Below are 25,075 nucleotides of genomic sequence, written 5' to 3'. Positions count from 1 at the left end.
TGGTCCGGTTGGCCGGACGCCCATAGTACACAGCGCTTGATTAACGTGATGCGACACGCAGCGCATGCACGCACGCAGACGCATGCATCGGACCTCCGCGCGCATGGCGCAGCGCCCTGCGCGCGCTGGCGCAGGCTGCGATGCACGGCGCATGCCCGGCACGCCGATTCAACATAGACGACACCGCTTCGCCCCTGCGCAAGGACGCTGCGCAGGGGCGGCCGACAATCGGAGCCCCCAGTGGAGTGCCTGCGTTGTCCGGCAGGCCCACGCCCTCATCGCCCCTGTCGCGGGCGATGCCCTACGAGCCAGGCCATGCATCTCAGCGATTTCGCAACACCCCACTTCCGGCACGATCCCTATCCGACCTACGCACGGCTGCGTGACGAAGGGCCGCTGGTACAGGTGGCGGACGGGCGGCTGATGTCCGGCCGCTACGCGGTGGTCGATCGGCTGCTCGGCGATCGCCGGCTCGGCCGCGATTACCTGCAAAGCATTCGGTTGCGTTACGGCGAGGCGGCGGTGCACCTGCCGCTGTTTCAGGGCATGAGCCGCATGTTCCTGCTGCTCAACCCGCCGCTGCACACCCAGTTGCGTGGATTGATGACACAGGCCTTCGGTGCGCGGCAGATGGATGCCATGCGCCAGGTGGCCGGCGATACCGCCGCCGGGTTGATCGACGCTTTCCAGGCAAACGGCCACTGCGATCTGCTGACCGAGTTCGCGTTCCCGCTGCCGATCGCCATCATCTGCCGGATGCTGGACATCGATGCGGCCGATGCCACCGCGCTGAGTCATGCGACCAGTGCCCTGGCAAAGGTCTTCGATCCGATGATGACGGCCGAAGAACTGCAGGCGACCAGTGTCGCCTATGACCAGCTGGCTGCGTATTTCCACGACGTGATCGCGCAACGTCGCAGCGATGGCGGCGAGGATCTGATCACGCGCTTCATCCAGGCCGAGGACAACGGCCGCCGCCTGAGCGATGAGGAAATCGTCTCCAACGTGATCCTGCTGTTCTTCGCCGGCCACGAAACCACCTCCAACATGATCTGCAATGCGCTGGTCGCCCTGCATCGGCATCCGCAGCAATTGCGCCTGCTGCAGGACACCCCGAGCCTGCTGCCCAATGCGGTGCTCGAGTGCATGCGTTACGACAGCTCGGTGCAGATCGCCACGCGCACGGCCTTGCAGGAGTTCGAGATCGAGGGCGTGGCGGTTCCGCAGGGCGCCATGCTGTACCTGATGCTGGGCGCGGCCAATCACGACAGCCTGCAGTTCACCGACCCGCAGGTGCTGGATATCCGCCGGCAGCAGGGCCGCGCGCTGTCCTTCGGCGGCGGCATCCACCATTGCCTGGGCAACCGGCTGGCCCTGATCGAGATGGAGGCCGCGCTGTCCTGCCTGCTGGCCCGTCTGCCGGCGCTGCGGCTGGAGCAGCGCGACACGCTGAGCTGGAACGACCGCGCCAACCTGCGCGGTGTCGACGCGCTGCTCGCCTCCTGGTGAGGTCGTCGGGCAATAGCAGCCAACAAACCCTCCCATACGCTGCACGGATGGCGGCAACGCGTTGACCACGCCCGCCGACGCACTGTGGCCATCAATACGGCGTTCAACGGGACACACACCATTGCGGTAGACGGCAAACAGCCGCTGCACGCGTGTTGCGGTGGCTCCAACGACAAACACCGCCAAGCGATCGGCGGTGTTTGCGTGAGAGATGCGCTGATCGAAACGTTCGATCAGCACGTTGCGATCGAGCGTGGCGACCTAGAACCGATAGGTGACCCGGCCGTACCAGTAACGCCCGTTGAAACCGAACGGTGACAGCGACGAATACTGCAGGCCGCCAGCACGGTCGTCGTAGCCGGTGGTCAGCTGCGCCTTGGTCGGGTACTGGTTGGTGAGGTTGTCCGCGCCCACGGTGAAGGTGAATGCGTTCCAGGTCTGGCTGGCGGCCAGGTTCAACAGCCAGCGCGCGTCGTAGGTCTGGTCCTGGCTGCCATCGGCCGGGTCGCTGATGCGCTTGATCGATCCGTAGCGGGTGGCGTTGAAGTTCAGCGCAAAGCCGCCCAGCGTCCAGTCTGCCGCGGCCATGTACTTGGTACGCGGGGTGGCATCGGTGAGCAGGCCCTGGCTGGCCCGCCCGAAGTTGGGGTTGGACAGTTCCAGGATCGTGGTCTTGTTGTAGTTGGCGCTGGCACTGAGGTTGAGCTTGCCGTAGCTGCCCAGGTCGGCGAGATAGCTGTTGATCCAGTCCACGCCACGGGTGCGGCTGGTGGCGCCGTTGACGAAGAACTGCACCGCGGCCACCTGGCCGATCGGCTGCGCCAGCTGCAGCTGGTCCGAGTACAGGATCTGGTCCCAGATGCGGATCTGGTAGACGTCCAGGCTGGAGGTGAAGTTGGCCGTCGGCTGCCACACGCCGCCCAGGCCGTAGTTGGTGGATTTCTCCGGGCTCAGCGGGCCGGCGCCCAGCGCCACCGCGACCGGGTCGGAGGTGCGGTAGGTGCCGACCTGCACCAGCTCGCCGTTCTGGATCAAGGTCACCACCGAGGCATAGTTCTGCTGGGCCAGCGACGGCGCGCGGAAGCCGTTGGAGATGGTGCCGCGCAGCGAGAAGGTATCGCTGAAGGCGTAGCGCGCCGACAGCTTGCCCGAGCGCGTGGAGCCGGCGTCGCTGTAGTTTTCGTAACGCCCGGCGATGCCGCCGGACAGCTTGTCGGTGATGTCCGCTTCCAGGTTGGCGTAGACCGCGTTGCTGTGGCGGCCGAACTTGCCGGCCACCGACGGCTCAAGCCCGGAGAACACCTGGGCGCCACCCGGATATGGGGCACCGTCGTCGGGATTGATGGTGTTGGGATCGAAGAAGTACGACGCCGGCGAGCCGGCGGTGATCTGGTAGCGGTCCTGGCGATGCTCGGCGCCGAAGGCCACATTGACCGGATACGCCAGGCCCCAGTCGAAGGACTTGTTGACGTCCAGGTTGATCGTGCCCTGTTCGGTTTCGAAGCCGCCGGAATTGAAGTTGGTCGGCGAGCTGCCGGTGGTGTAGTACAGGTTGGTATTGATGCTGTTGAGGATGTTGAAGTTCATGTCGTTCTTGCCGTAGGTGGCCGACATGTCCCAATTCCATTCGCTCTCGGTGCTGCCCTTCAGGCCCAGCACCGCCGAGCGGTCATTGGTGGGGTTGTAGATCTGCGGCAGGAAGCCGTTCGGGTAGATCGCCTGCACGTTGCGCGCAGTGTTTTCAGCTGCGCGGTAGTAACCGTTGGAGGTGACTTCGCGCCGGCTCATGCTCAGGTGGCCGTAGAGCTCCAGGTTCGGCGAGAACGCATAGCCGAAGGCGGCCAGCCCCTGGTAGAACGTGGAGGCCGGGTCGCCGTGGCGCTGGTAGGGCACACCGCCCGGGTTGGGCGTGCCCGGCACGGTGGTGGCGCGGTTGGTGTTTTCGCCGCGGTTGGTGCTCATGGTGTTCTGGTAGTTCCACGACAGCCGCACCCAGCCCGGAGCGGTATCGCCGCCGCTGCCGCCGAAGGGCAGGCCGACCGAACCGTCGATGCCGTTCTGCTCGCCATCGCCCTTGTCCATGATGCCGCCATTGATCGACACGCTATTGCTGCCGGCATCGGCGCCATGCTTGAGCACGATATTGACCACGCCGGCGATGGCATCGGAGCCGTACTGGGCCGAGGCGCCGTCGCGCAGCACCTCGATGCGCGCGATGGCCGACATCGGCAGCGAGTTCAGATCGGCCGGTGCCGAACCTCGCCCGACGTACGGGTTGTAGTTGATCAGCGAGGAGGTGTGATAGCGCTTGCCGTCGACCAGCACCAGCACCGCATCCGGCGACAGCCCGCGCAGCGTGGCCGGCCGCGCGGCATCGTTGCCGTCGGAGATTGCCGGACGCGGGAAGTTCAGCGAGGGCAGCAGCTTGCCCAGCGCGGTGGCGATGTCGGTCGCGCCGGTGGCCTGCAGCGACTGCTCGGTGATGATGTCGATCGGCGATTCGGATTCGGCCACGGTGCGGTCGCTGACGCGTGTGCCGGTGACAATCAGCGTATCCAGGGTTTTCTGCGGCTGGGCAGGCTGCGATTGCGCACTGGCGGCAAACGTACAGACGGTGAGCGCGGCCGAGATCGCAAGCGAGAGTGCGTTGGAGGTGTGCATGGGAATGGAGACTCAAGGGGGATGATGGACGCAGCACTGCGCTGCGTGTGGTGCGGGGGAAGAGGACGGCGGACTGCGTGATCCGTGTCGCCTGCACGCAGCGCGTGTGCGCTGGCGGGATGGCGGGCACGGCAAGGACAACGGACTGCGACGCAGCGTCTGCTGCGTGGCGCATCCTTGCGAAATGAGGGGGGAACTTGCCCTGTCGCGACAATCGGACAGGGCGAGCGATGCTGCGGGCGTGCCGCCTGGTCTCAGCGACGTGGGGCGCGGCGATCGAGGTGCCGGTCGTTGCCGACCGGCACGTGGGGATTTACCACTTGTAGCTCACGTTGGCATACACCAGCGCGCCGTTGAAACCGAACGGCGAGGCGCTGCTGTACGGCAGGTAGGTGCGCGTGCCCAGGCCGGCTTCCTGGCGGTCGGGATACTCATTGAGCACGTTGTCGCCGCCGATGGTGAAGTTCCAGTCGTTCAACTTGTAGGACGCCGCCAGGTCCAACGTCCACTTGGCCGCATAGGTCTGGTCGCTGCCGGCGTTGGTGCCGAAGGTGCTGAACTCGCCCCAGCGCGTGGCGGTGCCGGTGAACGACCAGTTGCCCGGCGACCAGGTGCCGCCCAGGAAGAACTTGTCGCGCGGCGTGCCTTCGGTGATGCGGCCCAGTTCGGCGCGGCCGATGCGCACTGCACCCGGATCGATCGCTTCCAGCGCTGCCGGGTTGTCGGCGATCCGTTCCACGTCGGTCTTGTTGTAGTTGTAGCCGGAGGTCAGCTCCGCGCTGCCGCCGTCCAGGTTCCAGCGATAGGTGCCGACCGCATCCACGCCCTGGGTCTTGGTGTCCACCGCGTTGGTGAAGTAGCGCCCGCCACCGATGCCCGGGAAGCCATTGGCCTGCAGGTAGTTGCGCGCCGCATTGGAGGTGAGGTTTTCCGACAGCACGATGCGGTCATCGATCTCGATGCGATACGCATCGACCGTGATGTACAGGTTTTCGATCGGCTGCAGCACCACGCCAAGCCCGTAGTTCTTGGATTCCTCGGCCTTCAACGGCTCGGCGCCCAGTGCAATGGCGGCCGGGTTGTCGGTACGGAAGGTGCCGATCTCGAACGGGATCGCGGTGACCGTGCCGTTGGGCTGGGCCACGTTGAGGAACTGGGTGGCGATCGACTGGAAGTTCTGCTGCTGCAACGACGGTGCGCGGAAGCCGGTGGAGGCGGTGGCACGCACTGCGATCTTGTCGGTGAACGCATAGCGCAGCGACAGCTTGCCGGTGGCGGTATCGCCGAAGTCGCTGTACTTCTCGTAGCGGCCGGCCAGGCCGGCGGACAACTTGTCGGTCAGATCCGCTTCCAGGTCCACATAGGCCGAGTGGCTGTTGCGGTTGTAGTAGCCGGCATCGGAGAGCTTGAAGCCCGGGAACACCTGTGCGCCCGGAATCAGCGTTCCGGCCGCAGATGGAATGCCGCCGTTGGCCGATGATGCCGCATCGCCGGGCGACTGGTTGAACTTCTCGCCGCGCCATTCCGCACCGAAGGCCAGGGTGACCGGATACGCCAGGCCCCAGTCCAGGGTCTTGGTGAAGTCGGCATTGAGCACGTTCTGGGTCACTTCCAGCGTGCCGGCATGGAAGTTGGTCGGGCTGGCCAGCCCCAGGCTGTTGTTCAAGCTGTTGCGTACATCGAAGGTGAGATTGTTCTGGCCGTAGTTGTAGCTCAGATCGATGTTCAGGCCGCCTTCGGTGGAGGTCTTCAAGCCACCGACCCACGACACGTCCTTGCTGACGTTGTAGATCTGCGGCAGGAAGCCGTCCGGATAGATTTCCGGGCGGTTGCGGTTGTCGCCGGCAAAGCGGAAGTAGCCGTTGGACAGCACCTCGCGGCGGCTGACCATGCCGAACGAGTAGAAGGTCAGGTAGTCGGTGGGGCTGTATTCGCCATTGAACGAGATGGCGCCCTGGTCGATGTCCGGGTCGCCGTAACGCTGCTCCACGCGGCCCTGGAAGGGCAGTGCGCGGTTGGTCTGGTCCGAGTGCCCGGCCTGCGCGGCCAGGTGCACCTTGCCGGTGCCGGCGAAGCTGAAACCGGCATCGCCGGACAGCTGATACTGCTCGCCGTCGCCAGCGCTGTACTTGCCGTAGCGGCCATTGACGCTGCCGCCTTCGCCGCTGCCCTTGAGCACGATGTTGATCACGCCGGCGATGGCGTCGGAGCCGTACTGCGCCGACGCGCCGTCGCGCAGCACTTCGATGCGTTCCACCGCGGCGATCGGAATGGTATTGAGGTCGGCCGGCGACGAACCACGGCCCTGGGTGTCGTTGAGGTTGATCAACGCGGTGCTGTGGTAGCGCTTGCCGTTGACCAGCACCAGCACCTGGTCGGGTGACAGGCCGCGCAGCTGCGCCGGGCGCACTGCATCCGAGCCGTCGGAGATGGCCGGGCGGGGGAAATTCAACGAGGGGATCGCGCGTGACAGCGCGGTCGCCAGCTCGGTGGTGCCGGTCGATTCCAGCGCCTGCGGCGAGATGATGTCGATCGGCGATGCCGACTCGGCCACGGTGCGATCGGCCACGCGCGTGCCGGTCACGATCAGGGTATCGAGGGTTTTCTGGGTGGGAGCTTGTGACTGCGCGACTGCGCTTGAAGCGGAAAACGACAGTGCAAGAACAACGGCAACTGCGAGTGGACTGGTCTTGCAATTCATGCGGTGACAACTCCGAGTGGGGAACGGATGCATCGCAGGGGCCCCCTTCCCGGGCCGCGTCCGTTGCGGCAGCTGCGGTGCGTTCCCAACCATTGACCACGCATAACCGCATGTCAAATTTTGGTTATGTTGCGCTTGCAACCGTCATCGCAAATATGCTTATGAAAACGTTGCCAGCTTGCACCAGAGTGATGCGTCGCTTGCACCCGACCTGCTGCTGCACGGGTTTTTTTGCACCATCATGGACATCGATAGCAGTTATGAAACTTCTGCATCAGAACGTGATTTGCACCGCATCGGCGTTGCGTTGCGCAGGACCATGGAACACCGCTTCGATGTTGTTGCCATCTGGATCCAGGGCAAACGCTGCGTAGTAACTCGGGTGATACGGGCGCACGCCCGGTGCGCCGTTGTCGCGGCCGCCGTGGGCGAGGGCGGCCTGATGGAACGCATGCACCATGGCGACATCGTGCGCCTGGAAGGCCAGATGGTGGCGGCCGGTGAGTACGCCTTGCGCCACCGTGTGGCGATCGGACACGAACAGCTCGTCGGCCCAGAAGAATCCTTCGCCTTCGCCACCGATCGGAATGCCCAGCACATCGAGCACGGCCTGGTAGAAACGTCGGCTCGCCGCCAGGTCGTGGACGACCAGATGCAGGTGGTCGATCAGACGGCCGCGTGAGAGTTGCGCTGCGTCCATGGTGGGTGCTCCATCAGGGTGGAAGCGCGTTGATACCACTGCGGCCGCCGGTGGCTCTTCACGGCGCATCGATGCCCGCCTCCGGATGGCCTGCATCAGGAAAACGCCGCAAGCACGCCGGGTAAAACGCACACGCCCCGGCAAGCCGGGGCGTGTGGTCGAGCGTCAGGATGCAATCGTGCAGCGTGCCTGGGCACTAAGTGCCTGGCAGCACCGCAGGCTAGGTCGCCGGGTTACCAGCGATAGTTGATGCGGCCGTACACGTAGGCGCCGTTGAAGCCGAACGGCGACAGATTGCTGTACGGGAACTGCCCGCTGGTGGAGTTGGCGAAATTGTTCTCGTCCGGGTATTCGTCCAGCAGGTTGTCCGCACCCAGGGTCAGCGTCCAGCGATCGATCTTGTAGCTGGCCGAGGCATCCACCACCCACTTGGCGCCGAAGGTCTGGTCGTTGATCGCCGCGGCCGGACGCGTGCTGTACTTGCCATAGCGCGTGGCACCCAGTGCCAGCGTCCAGTGCTCCAGGTTCCAGCTGCCGTTGACCAGGAACTTGTCGCGCGGGAAGCCTTCTTCGATGCGGCCGCGTTCGGTGCGGTCGATGCGCTCCAGGCTCAGCCCGTTGGCCGACAGCGCGGCCGGATTGGCCGCGACACTGCGCACCTCGGTCTCCGAATAGTTGTAGCCGGCGGTCAGGTCCACGCTGCTGGCGGCCAGCTGCCAGCGGTAGCTGCCGACCACGTCCACACCGCGCGTGCGCGTGTCCACCGCGTTGGTGAAGTAGCGCCCGCCGTTGATGCCGAAGATGCCCTGCGCTTCGAGCAGGTTACGCACGCCGGTGCCGGTGAGGTTGGACGACAGCACGATGCGGTCGTCCACGTCGATCTGGTACGCATCCACGGTGAGGTAGAGCGCATCGGTCGGCTGCAGCACCAGACCCAGGCTGTAGGACAGCGAGGTCTCGGCATCCAGCGGCTCGGACCCCAGCGCACGCGCGACGGTGCTGTCGGCCGGGAAGGTGCGGATCTCGAACGGGTTCGGATTGCCGGCCAGGAAGGTGGTGCTGGTGGACTGGAAATACTGCTGCGCCAGCGACGGCGCGCGGAAGCCCGACGCCACCGTGCCGCGCAGCGCGACCCTGTCGGTGAACGCATAGCGGCCGGACAACTTGCCCGAGGCCTGGCTGCCGAAGTCGTTGAAGTCTTCGTAGCGGCCGGCCAGGCCGGCCGAGAACTTGTCGGTGAAATCGGCTTCCAGATCCGCATACAGCGCGTAGCTGTCACGCGAATACTGCCCGGACACGCTCGGCGCAAACCCGCCGAAACCCTGCGCGCCACCGGCCAGCGTGCCGGCCTGGAAATACGAGCCCACTTCGCCCGGCGACTGGTTCCACTTCTCGTTGCGGTATTCGGCGCCGAAGGCCACCGTCACCGGATACGCCAGGCCCCAGTCGAAGCCGCGCTTGACGTCCAGGTTGACGATGTTCTGCGTGGTCTCCAGCGCGCCATCGTAGAAGGAGGTGGGCGAGGTCGGCCCCAGGCTCACGTTGAGCGTGTTGCGGGTGTGGAAATCGATCTTGTTGTAGCCGTAGTTGTAGCTGGCATCCCAGTCCCAGCCGCTGGCCGTGGACCCGCGCACGCCGGCCACCAGCGAGCGGTCCTTGGCGTAGGTCTGGATTTCCGGCAGGAAGCCCTGCGGATAGACCGACAGGATGTTCTGGGTGCTGCCCGGCGCGCGGAAGAACGCGAACGAGGTGATGTCGCGGTTGCTGGCGGTGGCGAAGGCGTAACCGGTGATGCTGTCGCTGAAGGCGAACTCGGTATTGGCCGACACCGCCTGCGCGTTGACGTCCGGGTCGCCGATCTTGAACGCCTTCTGGCCCACCGCCGGCTGCGAGGCGCTGGGGGCGCCGGCATAGCCGCGCGCACGGTCGGTGGGGTCCTGCTGGTTGAGCTGGGCGGCCACATGCAGCCAGCCGCGCTCGTTGCCGTACGCCACGCCGGTGTCGCCGGACAGCTCGTAGTTGCTGCCGTCGCCGGCCGAGTACTGGCCGAAGCCGGCCTGCAGGCTACCGCCCTTCTCCGCGCCCTTGAGCACGATGTTGACCACACCGGCAATGGCATCGGAGCCGTATTGTGCCGAGGCGCCGTCGCGCAGCACTTCCACGCGCGCGATCGCCGCCACCGGAATGGTGTTCAGATCCACCGCCGCGGCGCCACGGCCGATGGTTCCGTTGAGGTTGAGCAGCGAGGAGGTGTGGCGGCGCTTGCCGTTGACCAGCACCAGCACCTGGTCCGGCGATAGGCCGCGCAGCTGTGCCGGACGGATCGCGCTGGTGCCGTCGCTCAGCGCAGGGCGCGGGAAGTTCAGCGACGGCAGCGCGCGGGCCAGTGCGGTGGCCAGCTCCGAGGTGCCGGTGGCCTGCAGCGACTCGGCGCTGATGATGTCGATCGGCGATTGCGATTCGGCCACGGTCCGGTCGGACACACGGGTACCGGTGACGATGACGGTGTCCAGCGTGTTGGCGGGCGCGCTGGCCGGCGTGGCGCTCTGGGCAAAGGCGGGGGAGGCGAGCAGCGCCGCAACCACGGCGGTTGCGAGCGAGGACAGCGGGTAATTCATGACAACTCCGAACGGGGGTCCAGGCAGGACCAGCAAGGCTGGGCGGGGTCTGGTCGCGGCGACGCGAAGGAACGACGGCCAGCCCGAAGGCGCTAATTATTCGTTAACGCTAGAATGGCGTCGCAGGAGTGCTGCTCATCTGCTCATTCCTTTTCGTTCTATCGGACTGTCCATCAATGATTTCCCTGCGCAACTTCTCCATGCGACGCGGCGAGCGTCTGCTGTTGTCCAACGTCGACCTGACCATGCATGCCGGCTACCGCGTCGGTGTGGTGGGCCGTAATGGCACCGGCAAGTCGAGCCTGTTCGCCGCGGTCAAGGGCGAGCTGGAGGCGGACAAGGGCGATGTCGACCTGCCCGGCAAGGTGCGCACCGCCAGCGTCTCGCAGGAAACCCCGTCGCTGCCCGATCCGGCGCTGTCGTTCGTGCTGGGCGGCGACATCGAGGTCTCCGCGATCCTGCAGGAAGAGGCCGCGGCCACCGCGCGCGAGGACTGGGAAGCAGTCGCCAACGCGCACCAGAAGATGGCCGAACTCGGCGCCTACGATGCCGAGGCGCGTGCCGGCAAGTTGCTGCACGGCCTGGGCTTCCCGGCCGACACCCATCACCGCGCGGTGTCCTCGTTCTCCGGCGGCTGGCGGGTGCGCCTGAACCTGGCGCGCGCGCTGATGATGCCCAGCGACCTGCTGCTGCTGGACGAACCGACCAACCACCTGGACATGGACGCGGTGCTGTGGCTGGAGCAATGGCTGCTCAAGTACCCGGGCACCCTGCTGCTGATTTCGCATGACCGCGAGTTCCTCGACAACGTGGCCACGCATACGCTGCATCTGCATGGCGGCACCGCCAAGCTGTACGTCGGCGGCTATACCGATTTCGAGCGCCAGCGCATCGAGCACCTGCGCCAGCAGCAGATCGCCCACGACAAGGAACAGGCCGAGCGCGCGCATCTGCAGAGCTTCATCGACCGCTTCAAGGCGCAGGCCAGCAAGGCCACCCAGGCGCAGAGCCGCATGAAGCGCCTGGCCAAGATGGCTGGCACCGAAGCGGTCCGCGCCGAGCGCGAGTTCCGCATCCAGTTTGCCCAGCCCAATCGGCTGCCGTTTTCGCTGATCCGGTTGAATCATGCGGCTTGCGGGTATGCGGCTGCGCCGCGGGAGCCGGGAATCGGGAATGGGGAATCGCAAAAGCGTGGGTCCAGCGATGCGATTACCGTGTTGCAAGATGTCGGGTTCGGGTTGGAGGCGGGTGACCGGATCGGGTTGCTGGGGCCCAATGGTGCGGGTAAGTCCACGCTGGTGAAGACGCTGGTGGGCGAGCTTGCGCCGCTGTCGGGCGAGCGCAGTGCGCATCCGGACCTGCGGATCGGCTACTTCGCCCAGCACACGGTGGAGTCGCTGCACGAGGGCCAGTCGCCGATGGATCACTTCCGCGAGCTGTCGCCGGATGGCGCCAACCAGGCGTTTCGCGACTTCCTGGGCAAATGGAATTTCGCCGGCGACCGTGCGTTCGAGGTGGTGGATGGTTTTTCCGGCGGCGAGCGCGCGCGTCTGGCGCTGGCGCTGATCGCCTGGCAGCAGCCGAACGTGCTGCTGCTGGACGAACCGACCAACCATCTGGACCTGGAAATGCGCGAGGCCCTGGCCGAAGCGCTGAGCGACTTCGAAGGTGCGATCGTGATGGTCTCGCATGACCGCCATCTGATCGGCCTGGTCTGCGACAGTTTCTGGCGCGTGGCCGATGGCGTGGTCGAGCCGTTCGAAGGCGACCTGGACGAATACGCCGCCTGGCTGCGCAGCCGCCCGGCTGCCCAGGGCACCAAGCAGAAGATGGCCGAAGTGGCGCCGACACCTCCACCGCCGACCAAGCCGCTGCCGCCGAAGAAGGCCGTCAACCCACACAAGCTGGCCAGCGCCGAAAAGCGCGTCGGCGAACTGGAAGCGGCGTTGGCGGCGCTGGACCGCGAGCTCGCCAACCCGGGCAACTATGCCGACAGCGAGAAGATGGCGGTGCTGGGCCGCGACCGCGAGGCCACCGCACAGCAACTGGCGGCTGCGGAAGCGGCGTGGATGGAGCTGATCGAGGGGGTGTAGCAGCGGTCGCGGTGATGGTGCCGGTGATGGTGCCTGTTGATCGCTGGTGCATGGAGGGCGAAGGTGATGGAAGTAGGCTTCGCGCCCGTACCCTCATCCGTCGCTACGCGCCACCTTCTCCCAGCGGGAGAAGGGAGCAAGCCGCAGCTGTGGTGAATTAAGCCCCTCTCCCTGCGGGAGAGGGGTTGGGGTGAGGGTACGACGGAAGACAGGCATCTCGATGGAAGGGCTGGGTGAGGTGCGGCGCAGCCATCTCACAAGAGAGGCAGCGTCGCGTGCACGCAGGCAACCGGCCCGGGAACGCATCCAGCGTCACCCCGGCGTTTGCTCCACCAACAACCACGCAAGAAACCTGCGCCCAGCCTCGCTCTCCGCCCGCGAGCGCAGCCGCGTCAGCCAATAACGTCCAGCGTTGATCTGGATCGGAAACGGGCACACCAGGCGCCCGGCATCCAGGTCCTGGCGAAACATCGGCAGCGGCAATAACGCCACACCGATACCGGCCGCCGCGGCGCTGGCCAGGGTCAACGAGGAATCGAACATCGCTCCGCGTGCGGCGACTTCGGCCACGCCCGCGGCGCGAAACCACTGCGGCCATTCGTCCTGGCGATACGAGCGCAATAACGGCAGTTGCGCCAGATCGGTCGGCGTGCGCAAGCCACGTGCCATGGTCGGCGCACACACCGGCGCAAACGGCGCCTCCATCAACGCCTCGGCAATCTGCCCCTGCCAGTCGCCATCGCCAAACCGGATCGCCAGATCCAGGCCTTCGCCGGCCAGGTCGACGCGGTTGTTGTGAGTCGACAGGCGCAGCTCGATCTCCGGATGCGCCGCATGAAAGGCATCCACGCGCGGCAGCAGCCAGCCGGTGGCGAAGGTACCCACTACGCCGACACTGAGCACCTCGCGATAGCGGCCATCGGCAAAGCGCTCCAGGGTGGCGGCAATGCGATCGAAGGCCTCGGCCAGCACCGGCGCCAGCGCCGCGCCCTCATCGGTGAGTGCCACCCCGCGCGGTAGCCGATGGAACAGGCTGCTGCCCAGCTGCTGCTCCAGCGCCTTGATCTGGTGGCTGAGTGCGGCCTGGCTGACGCACAGCTCGCTCGCCGCACGGGTCAGGTTCTGGTGGCGTGCGGCGGCCTCGAAGGCGCGCAAGGCGTTGAGTGGGAGGCGAGGGCGTGGCATGCGCAGAGATTAGTTCAATTCATGCCAGGGATCGAAACATCGCGATACTCCGGCGGCCGCCCCGGGCCGATACTGCGGGCTCTGATCGGGAGGCTGGTCCATGTTGAAGCGTCGACAATTCCTGTGCGCAACCGGCGCGAGTGTGCTGCTTGCAGCGTCCAGGCCCCTACGGGCCGTCAGTCTGGTGGCGTCTGCAGCGGTTGAGTTGCGAGAGGCATGGGCCGGGATCGAACGCAGGAGCGGCGGCCGCCTGGGCATCTGCCTGCTCGACAGCGCCACCGGCAGGCGCATCGGCCAGCGTGAGGACGAGCGCTTCCCGCTGTGCAGCACCTTCAAATTTGTATTGGCTGCGGCGGTGCTGCAGCGGGTGGACAAGGGCGAGCTGACCCTGGGGAAACGGGTGAAAATCCGTGCCGCCGACATGCTTGAACATGCCCCGATCACCGAGCGCCATGTCGGCGGGTCGCTGAGCGTGGCCGAGCTGTGTCGGGCCACGATGATCCATAGCGACAACCCGGCCGCCAATCTGCTGTTTCCGCTGGTGGGCGAGCCGGCCGGACTGACCGCCTTCCTGCGTGGCATCGGCGATGCGCACACGCGCAGCGACCGCCACGAGCCGGAGATGAACCGGTTCGCCCCGGGCGACCCGCGCGACACCACCACCCCGGCGGCAATGGCCGCCACCTTGCGCACCCTGCTGCTGGGCGACGCGCTGCAGCCGGCCTCGCGCAAGCAGTTGACCGACTGGATGATCGACAACCGCACCGGCGATACCTGCCTGCGCGCCGGCCTGCCGCGCGGCTGGAAGATCGGCGACAAGACCGGCAGCAACGGCAGCGACACCCGCAACGACATCGCCATCCTGTGGCAGCCAGGACGCCAGGCACCGCTGCTGCTGACCGCCTATCTCAATGGCGCAACGGTCCATGCTGCCGCACGCGATGCAGCGCTCAAGGCTGTTGCTGCCGCGGTCGCGATGACGGGCGCGGGGTTCACCGACGACGCGTTCCAGCGCGAGTGGCGCACGCTGACAGAGGTCGCGCCGCGCTGAGTTTTCTCAACCCGGCGCGCCGATCACCAGCGGCTCGTCCTGCTGCAGCCGCGCCGGCCCGCCCATGGCCGGGTCGCTGACGCTGTCTGCGCCGGTTTCGATGCGCCCGGCAAGCCGCTGCGCTGCGCCGTCTTGCGTCACCCACAGGTCGTACCAGCCGCCGGTTGCTGCTGCCTGCCAGCGGCGTCGTTCGGTGGCGCCGGGTGCAATGCGCAGGCGTTCGTGCGGTTGCGCGGCTGTATACGCGCCCGGCTGCAGCTCCACCTGCACCGCAGTGCTGCCGGCATTGCGCAGCGATAGGGACACGGCCGCGCGATCGTTCGCATCCTGGGTGATCTCGGCCACCAGCAATGGTGCGCCCGGATCTCCGCAATAGTGACGATGGAAGCCATTGGGGCCGATCAACCACAGGTCGTAACGGCCATCGCCGGTGGCCCACGTGCCATCCACTGCCGCGCCGTTCCCCACCGTATAACGACGCGGAATTGCAGCAAGATCGAGGCGGTCGTAGACGTGCAGGACCACCGCCGCGCCAGCATTGGACATGCGCAGCCTCACCTCGCCACGCTCAGGCAGATAAGCCAGTTCCACGCTGGGGCGATACGGCAGCGCCCGCGAACGGCGGGTACCGAACGGCTGCTGCGGCGATTGCAACGTGGCCGGCAACGGCGGCAGTGCGTGTTCGCGCAGGGCTGCCGCGCGCGCTGCGGTGGCGCTGACATCGGGCAACGCCGCGACGAAGGGGCGCGCATCGGCATTGCGGAAGTCGAATGCACCGGTGAGGTCACCGCACACCGCGCGCCGCCACGGCGTGATCTCCGGCGCGGGCACGCCGAAGCGGCGTTCCAGCAGGCGCAATACCGAGGTATGGTCGTACACCTGCGAATCCACCCAGCCGCCGCGGCTCCACGGCGAGATCACGTACAGCGGCACGCGCGGGCCCAGGCCATAGGGACGGCCGCGCAGCTCGGGCAGATCCACCTTCTGTTCGCCCGGTGCCGGGTGGCGATGGTAGTCGTCGTCGGTAGCGATGCTCGATGCGCCGGCAAGGCCGCCGGCCGCGCGCGGGTCCGGCGACGGTGGCGCCGGCGGCGGCATGTGATCGAAGAAGCCGTCGTTCTCGTCGAACATCAACAGCAGTGCGGTGCGGCTCCACACCTGCGGATCGGCGGTCAGCGCATCCAGCACACGCGCGGTATAGGCCGCGCCCTGCGCAGGACTGGACGGATCCGGATGCTCGCTGCCGGCCGCATCGGCGATGACGAAACTCACCGATGGCAGGCGCCCGCCCAGCACGTCGGCGCGCAGCTGCTCGACACCGCGTGTGCTGACGCCACGCGCGCGCAACTGCGCATCGTGCCCGGGTGCAGCAGTGAAGGCCTGCCGGAACGGCGCAAAGCCGGCCAGCGGGTTGTCGGTGAAGTTGTCGCGCATGTCCTGATAGATCTGCCAGGACACACCCGCTTTCTGAAGATGTTCAACGTAGGTCGTCCAGCGATACGGCTCGGCGAAACCACCCAGTTCCGGAAAGTTGTCATGCGAGTTGCCGATCACCGGCCCGCCGGCGCGCGCCTGCGGGTCGTTGCCGCCGCTCCACAGGAACACGCGATTGGAATTGGTGCCGGTCTGGATCGAGGCGTGGTACGCATCGCAAATGGTGAAGGCGTCGGCAAGCGCGTACTGGAACGGAATATCCGCGCGCCGGTAATAGCCCAGTGCGTGGTCGTGCTTGGCCGCGGCCCAGTGCCCGAGCCGGCCGTGATCCCAGGCGCGTTGCGCATCCACCCAGCTATGCGGCGTGCCTTGCACGCGCATGAAGCCGAATTGCGCTGCGGTATCCAGCGCAAACGGCGTCAGCCATTGGCGGCCGTCTTCGCTGGGTTGCAGCCACACCGTGCGCGCGGGCGCGCCCGGCAGCGGCGGCGCGGGAATGGGGAAACGATCGCCGAACCCGCGCACGCCGGGCAGGGCGCCGAAGTAATGATCGAAGGCGCGGTTTTCCTGCATCAGGATCACCACATGCTGCAGATCTTCCAGCGTGCCGGTGCGGCGATCCGGCGCGATGGCGGCGGCCCGCGCGATGCTGGGCGGCAGCAGCGCGGCGGCGGCGCCGGCAAGCCCGGTCTGCAGAACGCGGCGGCGGGGAAGGTCGATCATCGTGTCACCTGGTTTGGCGCGCCAAACCTGTCGGCGCTGGAGCGGGCCGAGCGTACCCAATGCGTCAGCGCGTGTGTTCTGTCCCGTGCGTTCACAAGCGCCAATGCCGTCCCTTTGCAGGTGCGCAGGAGACAATGCAGGGAGCGGATCGGTCGTGTGCCTTTTCCCCGATCCGCTCCCCATCACTGGAAATCCTATCGCCTGTCGGGCAGCGGTGCGCCGTCTACGCTAGAGATCCAGCGTCACGGTCAGCCCGACCGTGCGCGGCGCGCCGATGAACGCGCTGTCGCTGCCGTCCACGCCTTCCAGATAGCGCTTGTCGGTGAGGTTGCTGACGTTGAGCGCCAGCTGCAGGCCCTTGAGCTGCGACGACAGTTGCGACAGCTCCACGCCCAGGTTGGCATCGAAGGTGGTCACGCCATCGAGTGCTGCGCGGTTGGAGGCGTCCAGGTAGCGCTTGCCCAGGTAGCGCCCGGACACACCGAAGCGCCACGCCTGGCCGCGCCAGTCCGCCGACACCACCAAGGTGTTGCGCGGTTGGCCGATCACCTGCGCACCGGGGGTGATCTCCAGCGCGGTGTCGCGCGCGGCATCGCCGCTGCCCAGGTAATCGGCCTTGTTGTAGGTATAGGCACCGTTGATGCGCCAGCCGTTGTCCCAGCCATAGCCGAGCGCCGCTTCCACGCCGCGCGCATGCACGCCGCCAAAGTTCTCGTACACGCCATCGGTTTCGCCCAGGTAGTCGATGCCGGTGACGAAGTTGGCCGGCACATAGACGATGCGGTTGTCGAAGCGGATGTCGTACAGCGTCACGCTGCCGGTCAACGGCCAGCGGCTCAGGCGCAGGCCGAGTTCGACGTTGTCGGCGGTTTCCGGTTGCACCCGGCTCAGCGCGACCGGGTCGGTTTCGCCCAGCACGCCGGAGGGAATCGCGGCGAAGTTCTGCGAATACCCGGCAAAGGCTTCCAGGCCCTGCACCGGGGTGGTCCAGGTCAGGCCGGCCGACAGCAGCGGGTCCGAGTGCGAATCCGACTCCACATGCTGCGCATCGCCGATGCGGCGGTCGCGGGTCTGGTCGACGAAGAACTGCTTGACGCCCACACGCCAGGCGAAGGCGCCGTAGCGCATCACGTCCTCGACGTAATACATCTGCTCGTCGGTCTGGTAGTCATCCTTGAACTGCACCCAGTACGGCTGATGGTCGAAGCCGATGTTGGTGCCGACGTTGAGCAGGCGATGCCAGTCGCGGGTGACGCTACGGTCGTAACGTTCCAGCCACGCACCGGCGCGCACGGTGTTGTCGATGGCGCCCAGATCCGCGCGCCATTCCACATCGGCCATCGCGCCGGCGCGGTGGTTGTCGTAGTGGCTGTGGCGATACGACTGCACCGGCACCGAACCGGCCGGATAGCAGGCCGGGTTGGATTCGGCAGGCAGCGCATCGCTGCCGGCGCAACCGGCCAGCATCGTCGCCGCCGCGCCGCCGGGCGTGAGGTAATACAGCTTGCCCAGGTCGCTGCCGGCATACACGGTGTTGCCGCCACGCGCTTCGGATTCCGCTGCGCCGGCGCCGTCGTTGGTGACATCCACCAGATACGGCGGAATCCAGTCGCCACGGCCCTGCATGCGGTGCGCGTAGCCGGTCAGCGTGGTCTTGAAGCCATTGCCGCCATCGAAGGCGCCGCGCAGATAGCCGAAGGTGTTCTTGCGCAGCGCGCGCGAGCCGGAGCGATAGTTCTGGTCCAGGTACGGAATGCCGGTGAGCGTGCCGGTCAGCAGGTCGTGCTCGGGGTCGCGCGCGAACTGTTCGGGCGTCACGCTGGTGTACTCGGATTCGTCGGCATCGTCGTAGGACGCGTAGCCGCTGAGCGTCCACTTGTCCAACACGCTGACGAACTTGCCGGCCAGGTGGTCGCGGCGGGTGTGGCCGCTGCCGTCGATCCAGTCGTCGTTGCGTGCCGACGAGCCGCTGACCCAGGCGCGTGTGTTGCCGCCGAGCAGGCCGGTGTCGTAGCGCGCGTAATACTTGCGCGCCTGGTTGTCGCCGATGCCGCCGATCACGCGCACGCGCTGCTCTTCCAGCGGATCGCCGGTGAGGTAGTTCAAGGTGCCACCCAACGCTTCGTTGGAGCGCGAGGCGATGTCGGCGGTGCCCTGGCTGACTTCCACCGTTTCCAGGTCCGGCATGTCGATGAAGCGGTTGGCCTTGGAGCCGCCGCCATAGGCCGAGCCGCCGTTGGGCACGCCATCGATGGTGGTGCCGATCTGCTGGGTATCGCGATTGCTGACGAAGCCGCGCATGCTGATCTGGGTGCCCCAATCCGACGAGCCGAAGGCATCGGCCTCGGTCACCACCACGCCGGGCAGTTCGTTGAGCGCATCGTTGACGCTGCCCAGCACGAACTGGCGGTCCAGCATTTCCTTGCTGACATTGGTCTTGGAATACGTCATCGCCTGGCCGACCACCTGCACCTGATCCAGCGTGGACACCTGCTCGCCAGCGCTGCCCGGTTCGGCCGCGGACGGGCCAGACGCTGCGCCATCGGGGGCTTGCTGTGCGTAGGCGGGCAGGGTGAGCGGAACCAGCAACAACGCGAGCGTGGCCGGATGGCGCACGCGCGAGGAGGACGTCGAATCCATTGCAATCCAACAAGCGGGGAGGTCCGCAAAGACTGCCGCGCTTGCATTGCGTGATGATGACCGCGCAAAAGGTGTGGTCGGGATCACCAGATGGACTTGGGAAGTCCTAACGTCGGGGCGACGGCGATTCAGCGCTGTTTGGATGTTTCTGGGCCGCGCTGGTTGTAAGACACCTGGAGTTTCGCGCCGCAGCGCTGTCTTCACTCCAAGCGGTTTCGAGTCGTCGCATTGTTGTAGATGCACTCAAGTGCTTAGGTCAAAAGAGCCTGCTGAGTCGAGTGCGCGGTGCCCTCACCACTTGCGGGACACGCCGTGAATCCGTCCGTGGAGGCTCCTTGGCGGCATCCATGCCGCCAAGGGTCCCGCAACCGGTAAGGACACCGCACCAGCAAGTTGGTCGATGCCCGCGCGAAAAGCCGCTTGTCGAAACGTGTGTCGGACATCGAGCCGGCGCATCAGGATCAAACGACGCGCACCACGCACCGCTCTGACTGCTCTTAACCATGCACGCCAGTTACCTCGACTTGGTCCTTGTCCGCTCACCGTCGCGGGACCTTACGCGGCATGGATGCCGCGTAAGAGCCTACAAGGACGTACTTGCGGCGTGTCCCGCGATGGTGGGCGGACAAGGGCCTTGCAGCCAAGCGGCAGATAGACCGCTCCATAGCTGATCCGTCCAAAAAGTCGTCCACCAGTTGCTCCGCCTTGCGGCGCCCCCGCAATGGTGGGCGGGCAAGGGAGCCCCTGCAGCAAAGCCGCAGATCACATGATCAGCAGCGCAGCGACTAACGACAGCGAAATAGGTGTGCTATCCGCCCTTGGCGTGCGGCGGTGCTTCGGCCTGCTGCGTCTCCGGCATCAACTCCAGCGCCGATGGGGTGGTGCGCAGCATCGGGCGGAAAGAGATCGGGTGGATGCGGCGGCGCGTGAAGCGCAGCAGGCGTGCCAGGGTAAATCCGGCCAGTGCCAGCAGCATCACCGCGAAATAGACCGGGAGCGCGGCAGGGCCGAATTTCTGCATCGCGCCACCGGCCAGGGCCGGACCGATCGCCGCGCCCACGCCATGTACCAGCAGCAGGCTGCTGCAGCCGGAGAGCAGATCTTCGCGCGGCAGGTAATCGAGCATGTGTGCCACCGCGAACGGATACAGCGAGAACGCCAACCCGCCGTACACGAAGAACAGCACGAACAACAGTTGCGTCTGTGCCTGCACCATCGGCACTGCGGCGGCGATCGCGATGCCGGCCGCCAGCATGCTGATCGTGACCAGGCCGATGCGCCGGTCATGGCCATCGCTGATGCGCCCGATCGGCCACTGCAGCACTGCACCGCCGATGATGGCGGTGAGCATGAACATCGCCACGCCGTCGGCATCCAGCCCGATGCGGTCGGCGTACACCGGCAACAAGCCCCAGAACGCCCCCATTGCCAGGCCCGACAATCCCGCGCCGATGGTCGCCACCGGGGCCAACGCGTACAGCGTCTTGAGGCGCAGGCGCGACACGTGCGGTACCTCGGGCGGAATCAGGCGCGTGGTCATCACCGGCATCACTGCCGCGCAGATCAGGATCGCCGTCAGCGTGAACATCGCCGGTGCGCCCGCATCGCCTGCGGTGAGCAGGATCTGGCCCAGCGCCAATGCCGACAGATTGATCGCCATGTAGACCGAAAACACCCGGCTGCGCCGGCGCGCGTCCGGCTCGGCGTTGAGCCAGCTCTCGATCACCGTGTACAGGCCGACCAGCGCCGCGCCGGTGACCAGCCGCAGCAATCCCCAACCCCAGGCGTTCAACCAGATCGGATGCAGCAGCACCGCGATCGCCGCCAGCGCCGCGTAGAACGCGAATGCGCGGATATGCCCGATGCGCCGAATCAGCGGCGGTGCGAAGAAGGTTCCGAGAAAGAAGCCGGCGAAATACCCGGACATGATCAGGCCGAGCGCACGCGCATCGAAACCGGCCTGGCCACCGCGCACGGCAAGCAGGGTGCCGAGCAGCCCGCTGCCGGTCAGCAGCAGGGCAACGCCCAGCAGTAAGGCAGTCAGCCGCAACATGGATGCGGTCCTCGTGGGGGAAGAGGCGCGTCGATCACCTGTTCGAGTGTAGCAGCCCGTGTCGCGCGGCTTGACCCAAGCCAGCTGGCTTTCGGCGTTCGATACCAAGTGGTTGGCTGTAGTTCGGCGCGAAGCCTGGATGGTTGACGTTCCGGATGACGGCCCCACCTGCCTGCGCAGTTCGCACGGTCACGCCGCCCCGTCGCGCACTCGGTGCCCAGGCCGGCGACCGTCGGCATGCGCGCGCACGCCTTGCAGTCTGCCGACGGAGCCGCGATGCCGGGCGCCCATCGGGCGCACGGGCGGGCGCGCAGCGATCACCGGTCGATGTCTCTCGCCGGCAACGCGTGCGCGTGGTCAAGCGCAGCTGCACCACTGCACCTGCCTGCCCTCATCCGTCTAGAATCTGCGCCCCTGCATCGTCTTCAGCTGATCCTGCCATGCCCATCTACGGTTTCCAGTGCACCACCTGCGGCCACGCCTTCGACCGCCTGCAGAAGATGGCCGACCCCGATCCGCAGACCTGTCCGGCCTGCGCGGCGGCCACGATCAAGCGCCAGATCACCGCGCCGTCGTTCCGGCTGTCCGGTAGCGGCTGGTACGAGACCGACTTCAAGTCGGCGGGCGAGAAGAAGAAAAACCTCAGCGAGAGCAGCAGCGCCGGTGGCGATGCCAAGCCGGCCGCCGCCGCCGAGAGCAAGCCCGCGGCCAAGCCCGCGGCCGACCCTGCCTGAGCCGGGTCAGCGCGCCGCAGCGACGGGCGGTGCCGGGCAGCGGCTGGCAGTGCTGAAGCCGCATCCCCCTGTCCCGACCCGTAAGCGGCGCGCGTACCTGCTGCCTCAGCGCGCCTCGAAGCGCGCCCGGCAGCCATCGTTGACCCACAGCGTCGCGCGGCGGGCGTCGTACCCCCAGCTGCGGCCTTCCTCGCAACGGGTGTCGGACAGCTGGCGTGTCAGCACCGGGCGGCCATAGCGGCCATCCCAGCCGCAGGTGCGCAGGCGGCGGTCGTCACTGGCGCAGGTGATGGCGTAATCGTTGCGCGGGCGGTCGTCGCGGCCACCGTCGCCGCCGTCACCCCGGTCCCAGCCGCCGCGGGCCTGCGCAAACTCGCCCCGGCAGCCGTCGTCCACCCAGATCCGGCCCCCGTCCTGGCGCCAGTTGCGGCCTTCCACGCAGGGCGTGTTGGACAGTTGACGCACCAGCATGGCGCGGCGCCAGCCGGTGTCACAGATCTTCTGGCGCTGGTCGTTGCTCTCGCAGCGCACCGTACCGGCGACCCCGCCACCGCCGGGGCCAGTGTTGCCGCCCCAGCCGCCGCCGCCGTTGCGACCATCGACAAAGCGCCCACGGCAGCCATTGTCGACCCAGACCCGGCCGCGGTCGCTGCCCCAGTTGCGGCCTTCGATGCAGCGGGTGCCGGAGATGTTTTCGACCAGCACCGCGCGGCCGCGGAACGGCGTATCGCACTCACGGCGACGGTTGTCGTTGCTGGAGCAGGTGATGCTGGGGCCGTTCCAGCCACGGTCCTGCGCGGCGACAGGCGCGCTGGTCAGCAGGCCGGTCAGGGTGATCAGGCCGAAGCCGGAGAGCAGCAGGGCGGTGCGCAGCATCGTGTCGTCCTTGGTGCGGAAGGGTCTGGCGCCTATTCAGCCGGGCGCTGACTTAAGCGGCCATGAGCGCCTGCGCATTTGCTCCTGTCGCCCGCCGGCCCCAGAATATCCGGCTCTCCGGCGCCGTCCTGCGTCGGGTTTTCAGCGGAGCTTTCGATGCGTACCCACTTCTGCGGCCTGGTCGATGAGACCTTGATCGGCCAAACCGTCACTCTCGCCGGCTGGACCGACGTGGCCCGCAACCTGGGCGGGGTGTGCTTCATCGACCTGCGTGACCACGAAGGCATCGTGCAGGTGACGGTGGAGCCGGTGGCCGGCGACGACGCCAGCGCCGAGCTGTTCAAGGTGGCCGCCAGCCTCGGCTACGAGGACGTGCTGCAGGTCGAAGGCGTGGTGCGCGCGCGTCACGCGGTCAACGACAAGCTGCGCACCGGCAAGGTGGAAGTGATCGCCACCCGCATCAGCATCCTCAACAAGGCTGCGCCGCTGCCGTTCCACGCGCATGAAAACCCGGGCGAGGAAACCCGCCTGAAGTACCGTTACCTGGATTTGCGCCGTCCGGAAATGCAGCGCATGCAGCGCACCCGCATCAAGCTGGTGCAGGCGCTGCGCCGGCACCTGGACGCACGCGATTTCCAGGACATCGAAACCCCGATCCTGACCAAGGCCACCCCGGAAGGCGCACGCGACTTCCTGGTGCCGGCGCGCATGCATCCGGGCGAGTTCTACGCCTTGCCGCAGAGCCCGCAGCTGTTCAAGCAGATCCTGATGGTGGCCGGCTTCGACCGCTACTACCAGATCGCACGCTGCTTCCGCGACGAAGCGCTGCGCGCCGACCGCCAGCTGGAATTCACCCAGCTGGACATGGAATTTGCCTTCGTGCGCGAGCGCGACGTGCAGGATTTCGTCGAAGACATGATCCGCGCCATCTTCAAGGAAGTGGTGGACGTCGAACTGGCCGCGCAGTTCCCGCGCATGACCTGGGCCGAGGCGATGCGTCGCTATGGTTCGGACAAGCCGGACCTGCGCATCGGGCTGGAGCTGGTCGACGTGGCCGAGCTGGTCAAGGCCAGCGAATTCCCGGTGTTCACCGCCGCCGCCAATGACGCCGACGGCCGCGTGGCCGCGCTGCGCATCCCCGGTGGCGCCACCCTGAGCCGTAAGCAGATCGACGACTACGCCGCGCACGCCGCTAAGTACGGTGCCAAGGGCCTTGCCTACATCAAGCTGTCGGAGACCGGCGAGGTCAGCTCGCCGATCGCCAAGTTCTTCGGCGAAGAGGCCTTCGCTGCGCTGCTCAAGCACGTCGGTGCGGCCAATGGCGACATCGTGTTCTTCGGCGCCGGCCGCTACAACACCGTGTCCGACTTCATGGGCGCACTGCGCTTGAAGGCCGGCAAGGAGTTCAATCTGGTCGCCGATGGGTGGGCGCCGCTGTGGGTCACCGATTTCCCCATGTTCGAATGGGACGAGGAGGCGCAGCGCTACGTGGCCCTGCATCACCCCTTCACCGCGCCGGCGGTGGACGACATCGCCGACCTGCGCGCCAACGCCCGCACCGCGGTCTCGCGTGGTTACGACATGGTGCTCAACGGCAACGAGATCGGCGGCGGTTCGATCCGTATCCACCGCCCGGACATGCAGAGCGCGGTGTTCGAGCTGCTCGGCATCGGCGCCGAGGAGGCGCGTGCCAAGTTCGGCTTCCTGCTCGATGCGCTGAACTACGGCGCCCCGCCACACGGCGGCATCGCCTTCGGCATCGACCGCATCGCTGCATTGATGGCCGGCACCGAGTCGATCCGCGACGTCATCCCGTTCCCCAAGACCACCGGCGCGCAGGACCTGATGACCGACGCCCCGTCGCCGATCGCCGCCGATCAGCTGGCCGAAGTGCACGTGCAGGTACGCCCCAAGCAGGCCTGACCTGTCACCACACGGCCATGCCAGCGCGTGGCCGTGCAGCCGATACGCCGCGCCGCCCAGCGTGTCGCATGCGTAGATGCGGTGGGCGCGCTGCACATCTGCCGAACTGGCGGTGTCCTCAGCCGAGGCCGCGCCCTGCCGCAACCGCGACGCAGGGCCGCGCTCCTCGCTCGC

Annotated in this window: 14 protein-coding genes; 5 read left to right on the top strand and 9 right to left on the bottom strand. The window is 66.8% G+C overall.

Features of this window, described 5'->3' with window-relative positions:
- Positions 1 to 315 precede the first annotated feature (315 nt).
- Entirely contained in the window at positions 316 to 1,509 is a 1,194-nt protein-coding gene (locus H7A86_RS15275) for a cytochrome P450 (RefSeq protein WP_119131104.1), read from the top strand.
- A 261-nt stretch (positions 1,510 to 1,770) separates the two neighbouring features.
- Here the strand turns inward: H7A86_RS15275 and H7A86_RS15270 are convergent, their stop codons facing one another.
- The 4 genes from H7A86_RS15270 to H7A86_RS15255 form a co-directional block, all read right to left on the bottom strand.
- The gene (locus tag H7A86_RS15270; protein ID WP_119131105.1) at positions 1,771 to 4,170 is read right to left on the bottom strand and encodes a TonB-dependent receptor plug domain-containing protein; all 2,400 of its coding nucleotides are present in this window, start codon (positions 4,168 to 4,170) and stop codon (positions 1,771 to 1,773) included.
- Positions 4,171 to 4,483: 313 nt separating this feature from the next.
- Positions 4,484 to 6,871, bottom strand: a complete 2,388-nt coding sequence (locus H7A86_RS15265) for a TonB-dependent receptor plug domain-containing protein (RefSeq protein ID WP_119131106.1) — start codon at positions 6,869 to 6,871, stop codon at positions 4,484 to 4,486.
- Between the two features lie 274 nt (positions 6,872 to 7,145).
- On the bottom strand, positions 7,146 to 7,571 hold the full coding sequence (locus H7A86_RS15260) for a VOC family protein (protein WP_180707907.1): 426 nt from the start codon (positions 7,569 to 7,571) through the stop codon (positions 7,146 to 7,148).
- A gap of 233 nt (positions 7,572 to 7,804) precedes the next feature.
- On the bottom strand, positions 7,805 to 10,189 hold the full coding sequence (locus H7A86_RS15255) for a TonB-dependent receptor plug domain-containing protein (protein ID WP_119127655.1): 2,385 nt from the start codon (positions 10,187 to 10,189) through the stop codon (positions 7,805 to 7,807).
- A 176-nt stretch (positions 10,190 to 10,365) separates the two neighbouring features.
- Here H7A86_RS15255 and H7A86_RS15250 point away from each other — a divergent pair, with 176 nt between their 5' ends.
- Positions 10,366 to 12,282 (top strand): ABC-F family ATP-binding cassette domain-containing protein, encoded by a 1,917-nt coding sequence (locus tag H7A86_RS15250; RefSeq protein ID WP_119131107.1) that lies wholly within the window; start codon positions 10,366 to 10,368, stop codon positions 12,280 to 12,282.
- Positions 12,283 to 12,594: 312 nt separating this feature from the next.
- Here the strand turns inward: H7A86_RS15250 and ampR are convergent, their stop codons facing one another.
- Positions 12,595 to 13,467 (bottom strand): LysR family transcriptional regulator AmpR, encoded by an 873-nt coding sequence (ampR, locus tag H7A86_RS15245; RefSeq protein ID WP_119131108.1) that lies wholly within the window; start codon positions 13,465 to 13,467, stop codon positions 12,595 to 12,597.
- Between the two features lie 100 nt (positions 13,468 to 13,567).
- Between ampR and bla the strand changes: the two genes are divergently transcribed.
- Positions 13,568 to 14,518: a class A beta-lactamase gene (bla, locus tag H7A86_RS15240; RefSeq protein WP_119131109.1), complete on the top strand. Its 951-nt coding sequence runs from the start codon at positions 13,568 to 13,570 to the stop codon at positions 14,516 to 14,518.
- 6 nt (positions 14,519 to 14,524) lie between these two features.
- Here the strand turns inward: bla and H7A86_RS15235 are convergent, their stop codons facing one another.
- The 3 genes from H7A86_RS15235 to H7A86_RS15225 form a co-directional block, all read right to left on the bottom strand.
- Positions 14,525 to 16,675: a phosphocholine-specific phospholipase C gene (locus H7A86_RS15235; RefSeq protein ID WP_119131110.1), complete on the bottom strand. Its 2,151-nt coding sequence runs from the start codon at positions 16,673 to 16,675 to the stop codon at positions 14,525 to 14,527.
- A gap of 228 nt (positions 16,676 to 16,903) precedes the next feature.
- Positions 16,904 to 19,315 (bottom strand): TonB-dependent receptor domain-containing protein, encoded by a 2,412-nt coding sequence (locus H7A86_RS15230; RefSeq protein ID WP_119131111.1) that lies wholly within the window; start codon positions 19,313 to 19,315, stop codon positions 16,904 to 16,906.
- An 808-nt stretch (positions 19,316 to 20,123) separates the two neighbouring features.
- The gene (locus H7A86_RS15225; protein WP_119131112.1) at positions 20,124 to 21,368 is read right to left on the bottom strand and encodes an MFS transporter; all 1,245 of its coding nucleotides are present in this window, start codon (positions 21,366 to 21,368) and stop codon (positions 20,124 to 20,126) included.
- Positions 21,369 to 21,808: 440 nt separating this feature from the next.
- On the opposite strand from H7A86_RS15225, the gene H7A86_RS15220 reads away from it, so the two are divergent.
- Positions 21,809 to 22,102 (top strand): FmdB family zinc ribbon protein, encoded by a 294-nt coding sequence (locus H7A86_RS15220; protein ID WP_104583599.1) that lies wholly within the window; start codon positions 21,809 to 21,811, stop codon positions 22,100 to 22,102.
- A 105-nt stretch (positions 22,103 to 22,207) separates the two neighbouring features.
- Here H7A86_RS15220 and H7A86_RS15215 read toward each other — a convergent pair whose 3' ends face one another.
- Positions 22,208 to 22,978 (bottom strand): DUF3011 domain-containing protein, encoded by a 771-nt coding sequence (locus H7A86_RS15215; protein ID WP_119131113.1) that lies wholly within the window; start codon positions 22,976 to 22,978, stop codon positions 22,208 to 22,210.
- 156 nt (positions 22,979 to 23,134) lie between these two features.
- Between H7A86_RS15215 and aspS the strand changes: the two genes are divergently transcribed.
- A complete protein-coding gene (gene aspS, locus H7A86_RS15210) occupies positions 23,135 to 24,901 on the top strand; it encodes an aspartate--tRNA ligase (RefSeq protein ID WP_119131114.1) in 1,767 nt (588 codons plus the stop codon).
- Positions 24,902 to 25,075: the final 174 nt, after the last annotated feature.

Origin of the sequence: Xanthomonas euroxanthea, from assembly GCF_903989455.1 — a bacterium.
GTDB classification, from domain to species: Bacteria; Pseudomonadota; Gammaproteobacteria; order Xanthomonadales; family Xanthomonadaceae; genus Xanthomonas; species Xanthomonas euroxanthea.
This window is presented reverse-complemented; position numbering and strand designations above follow the sequence as displayed.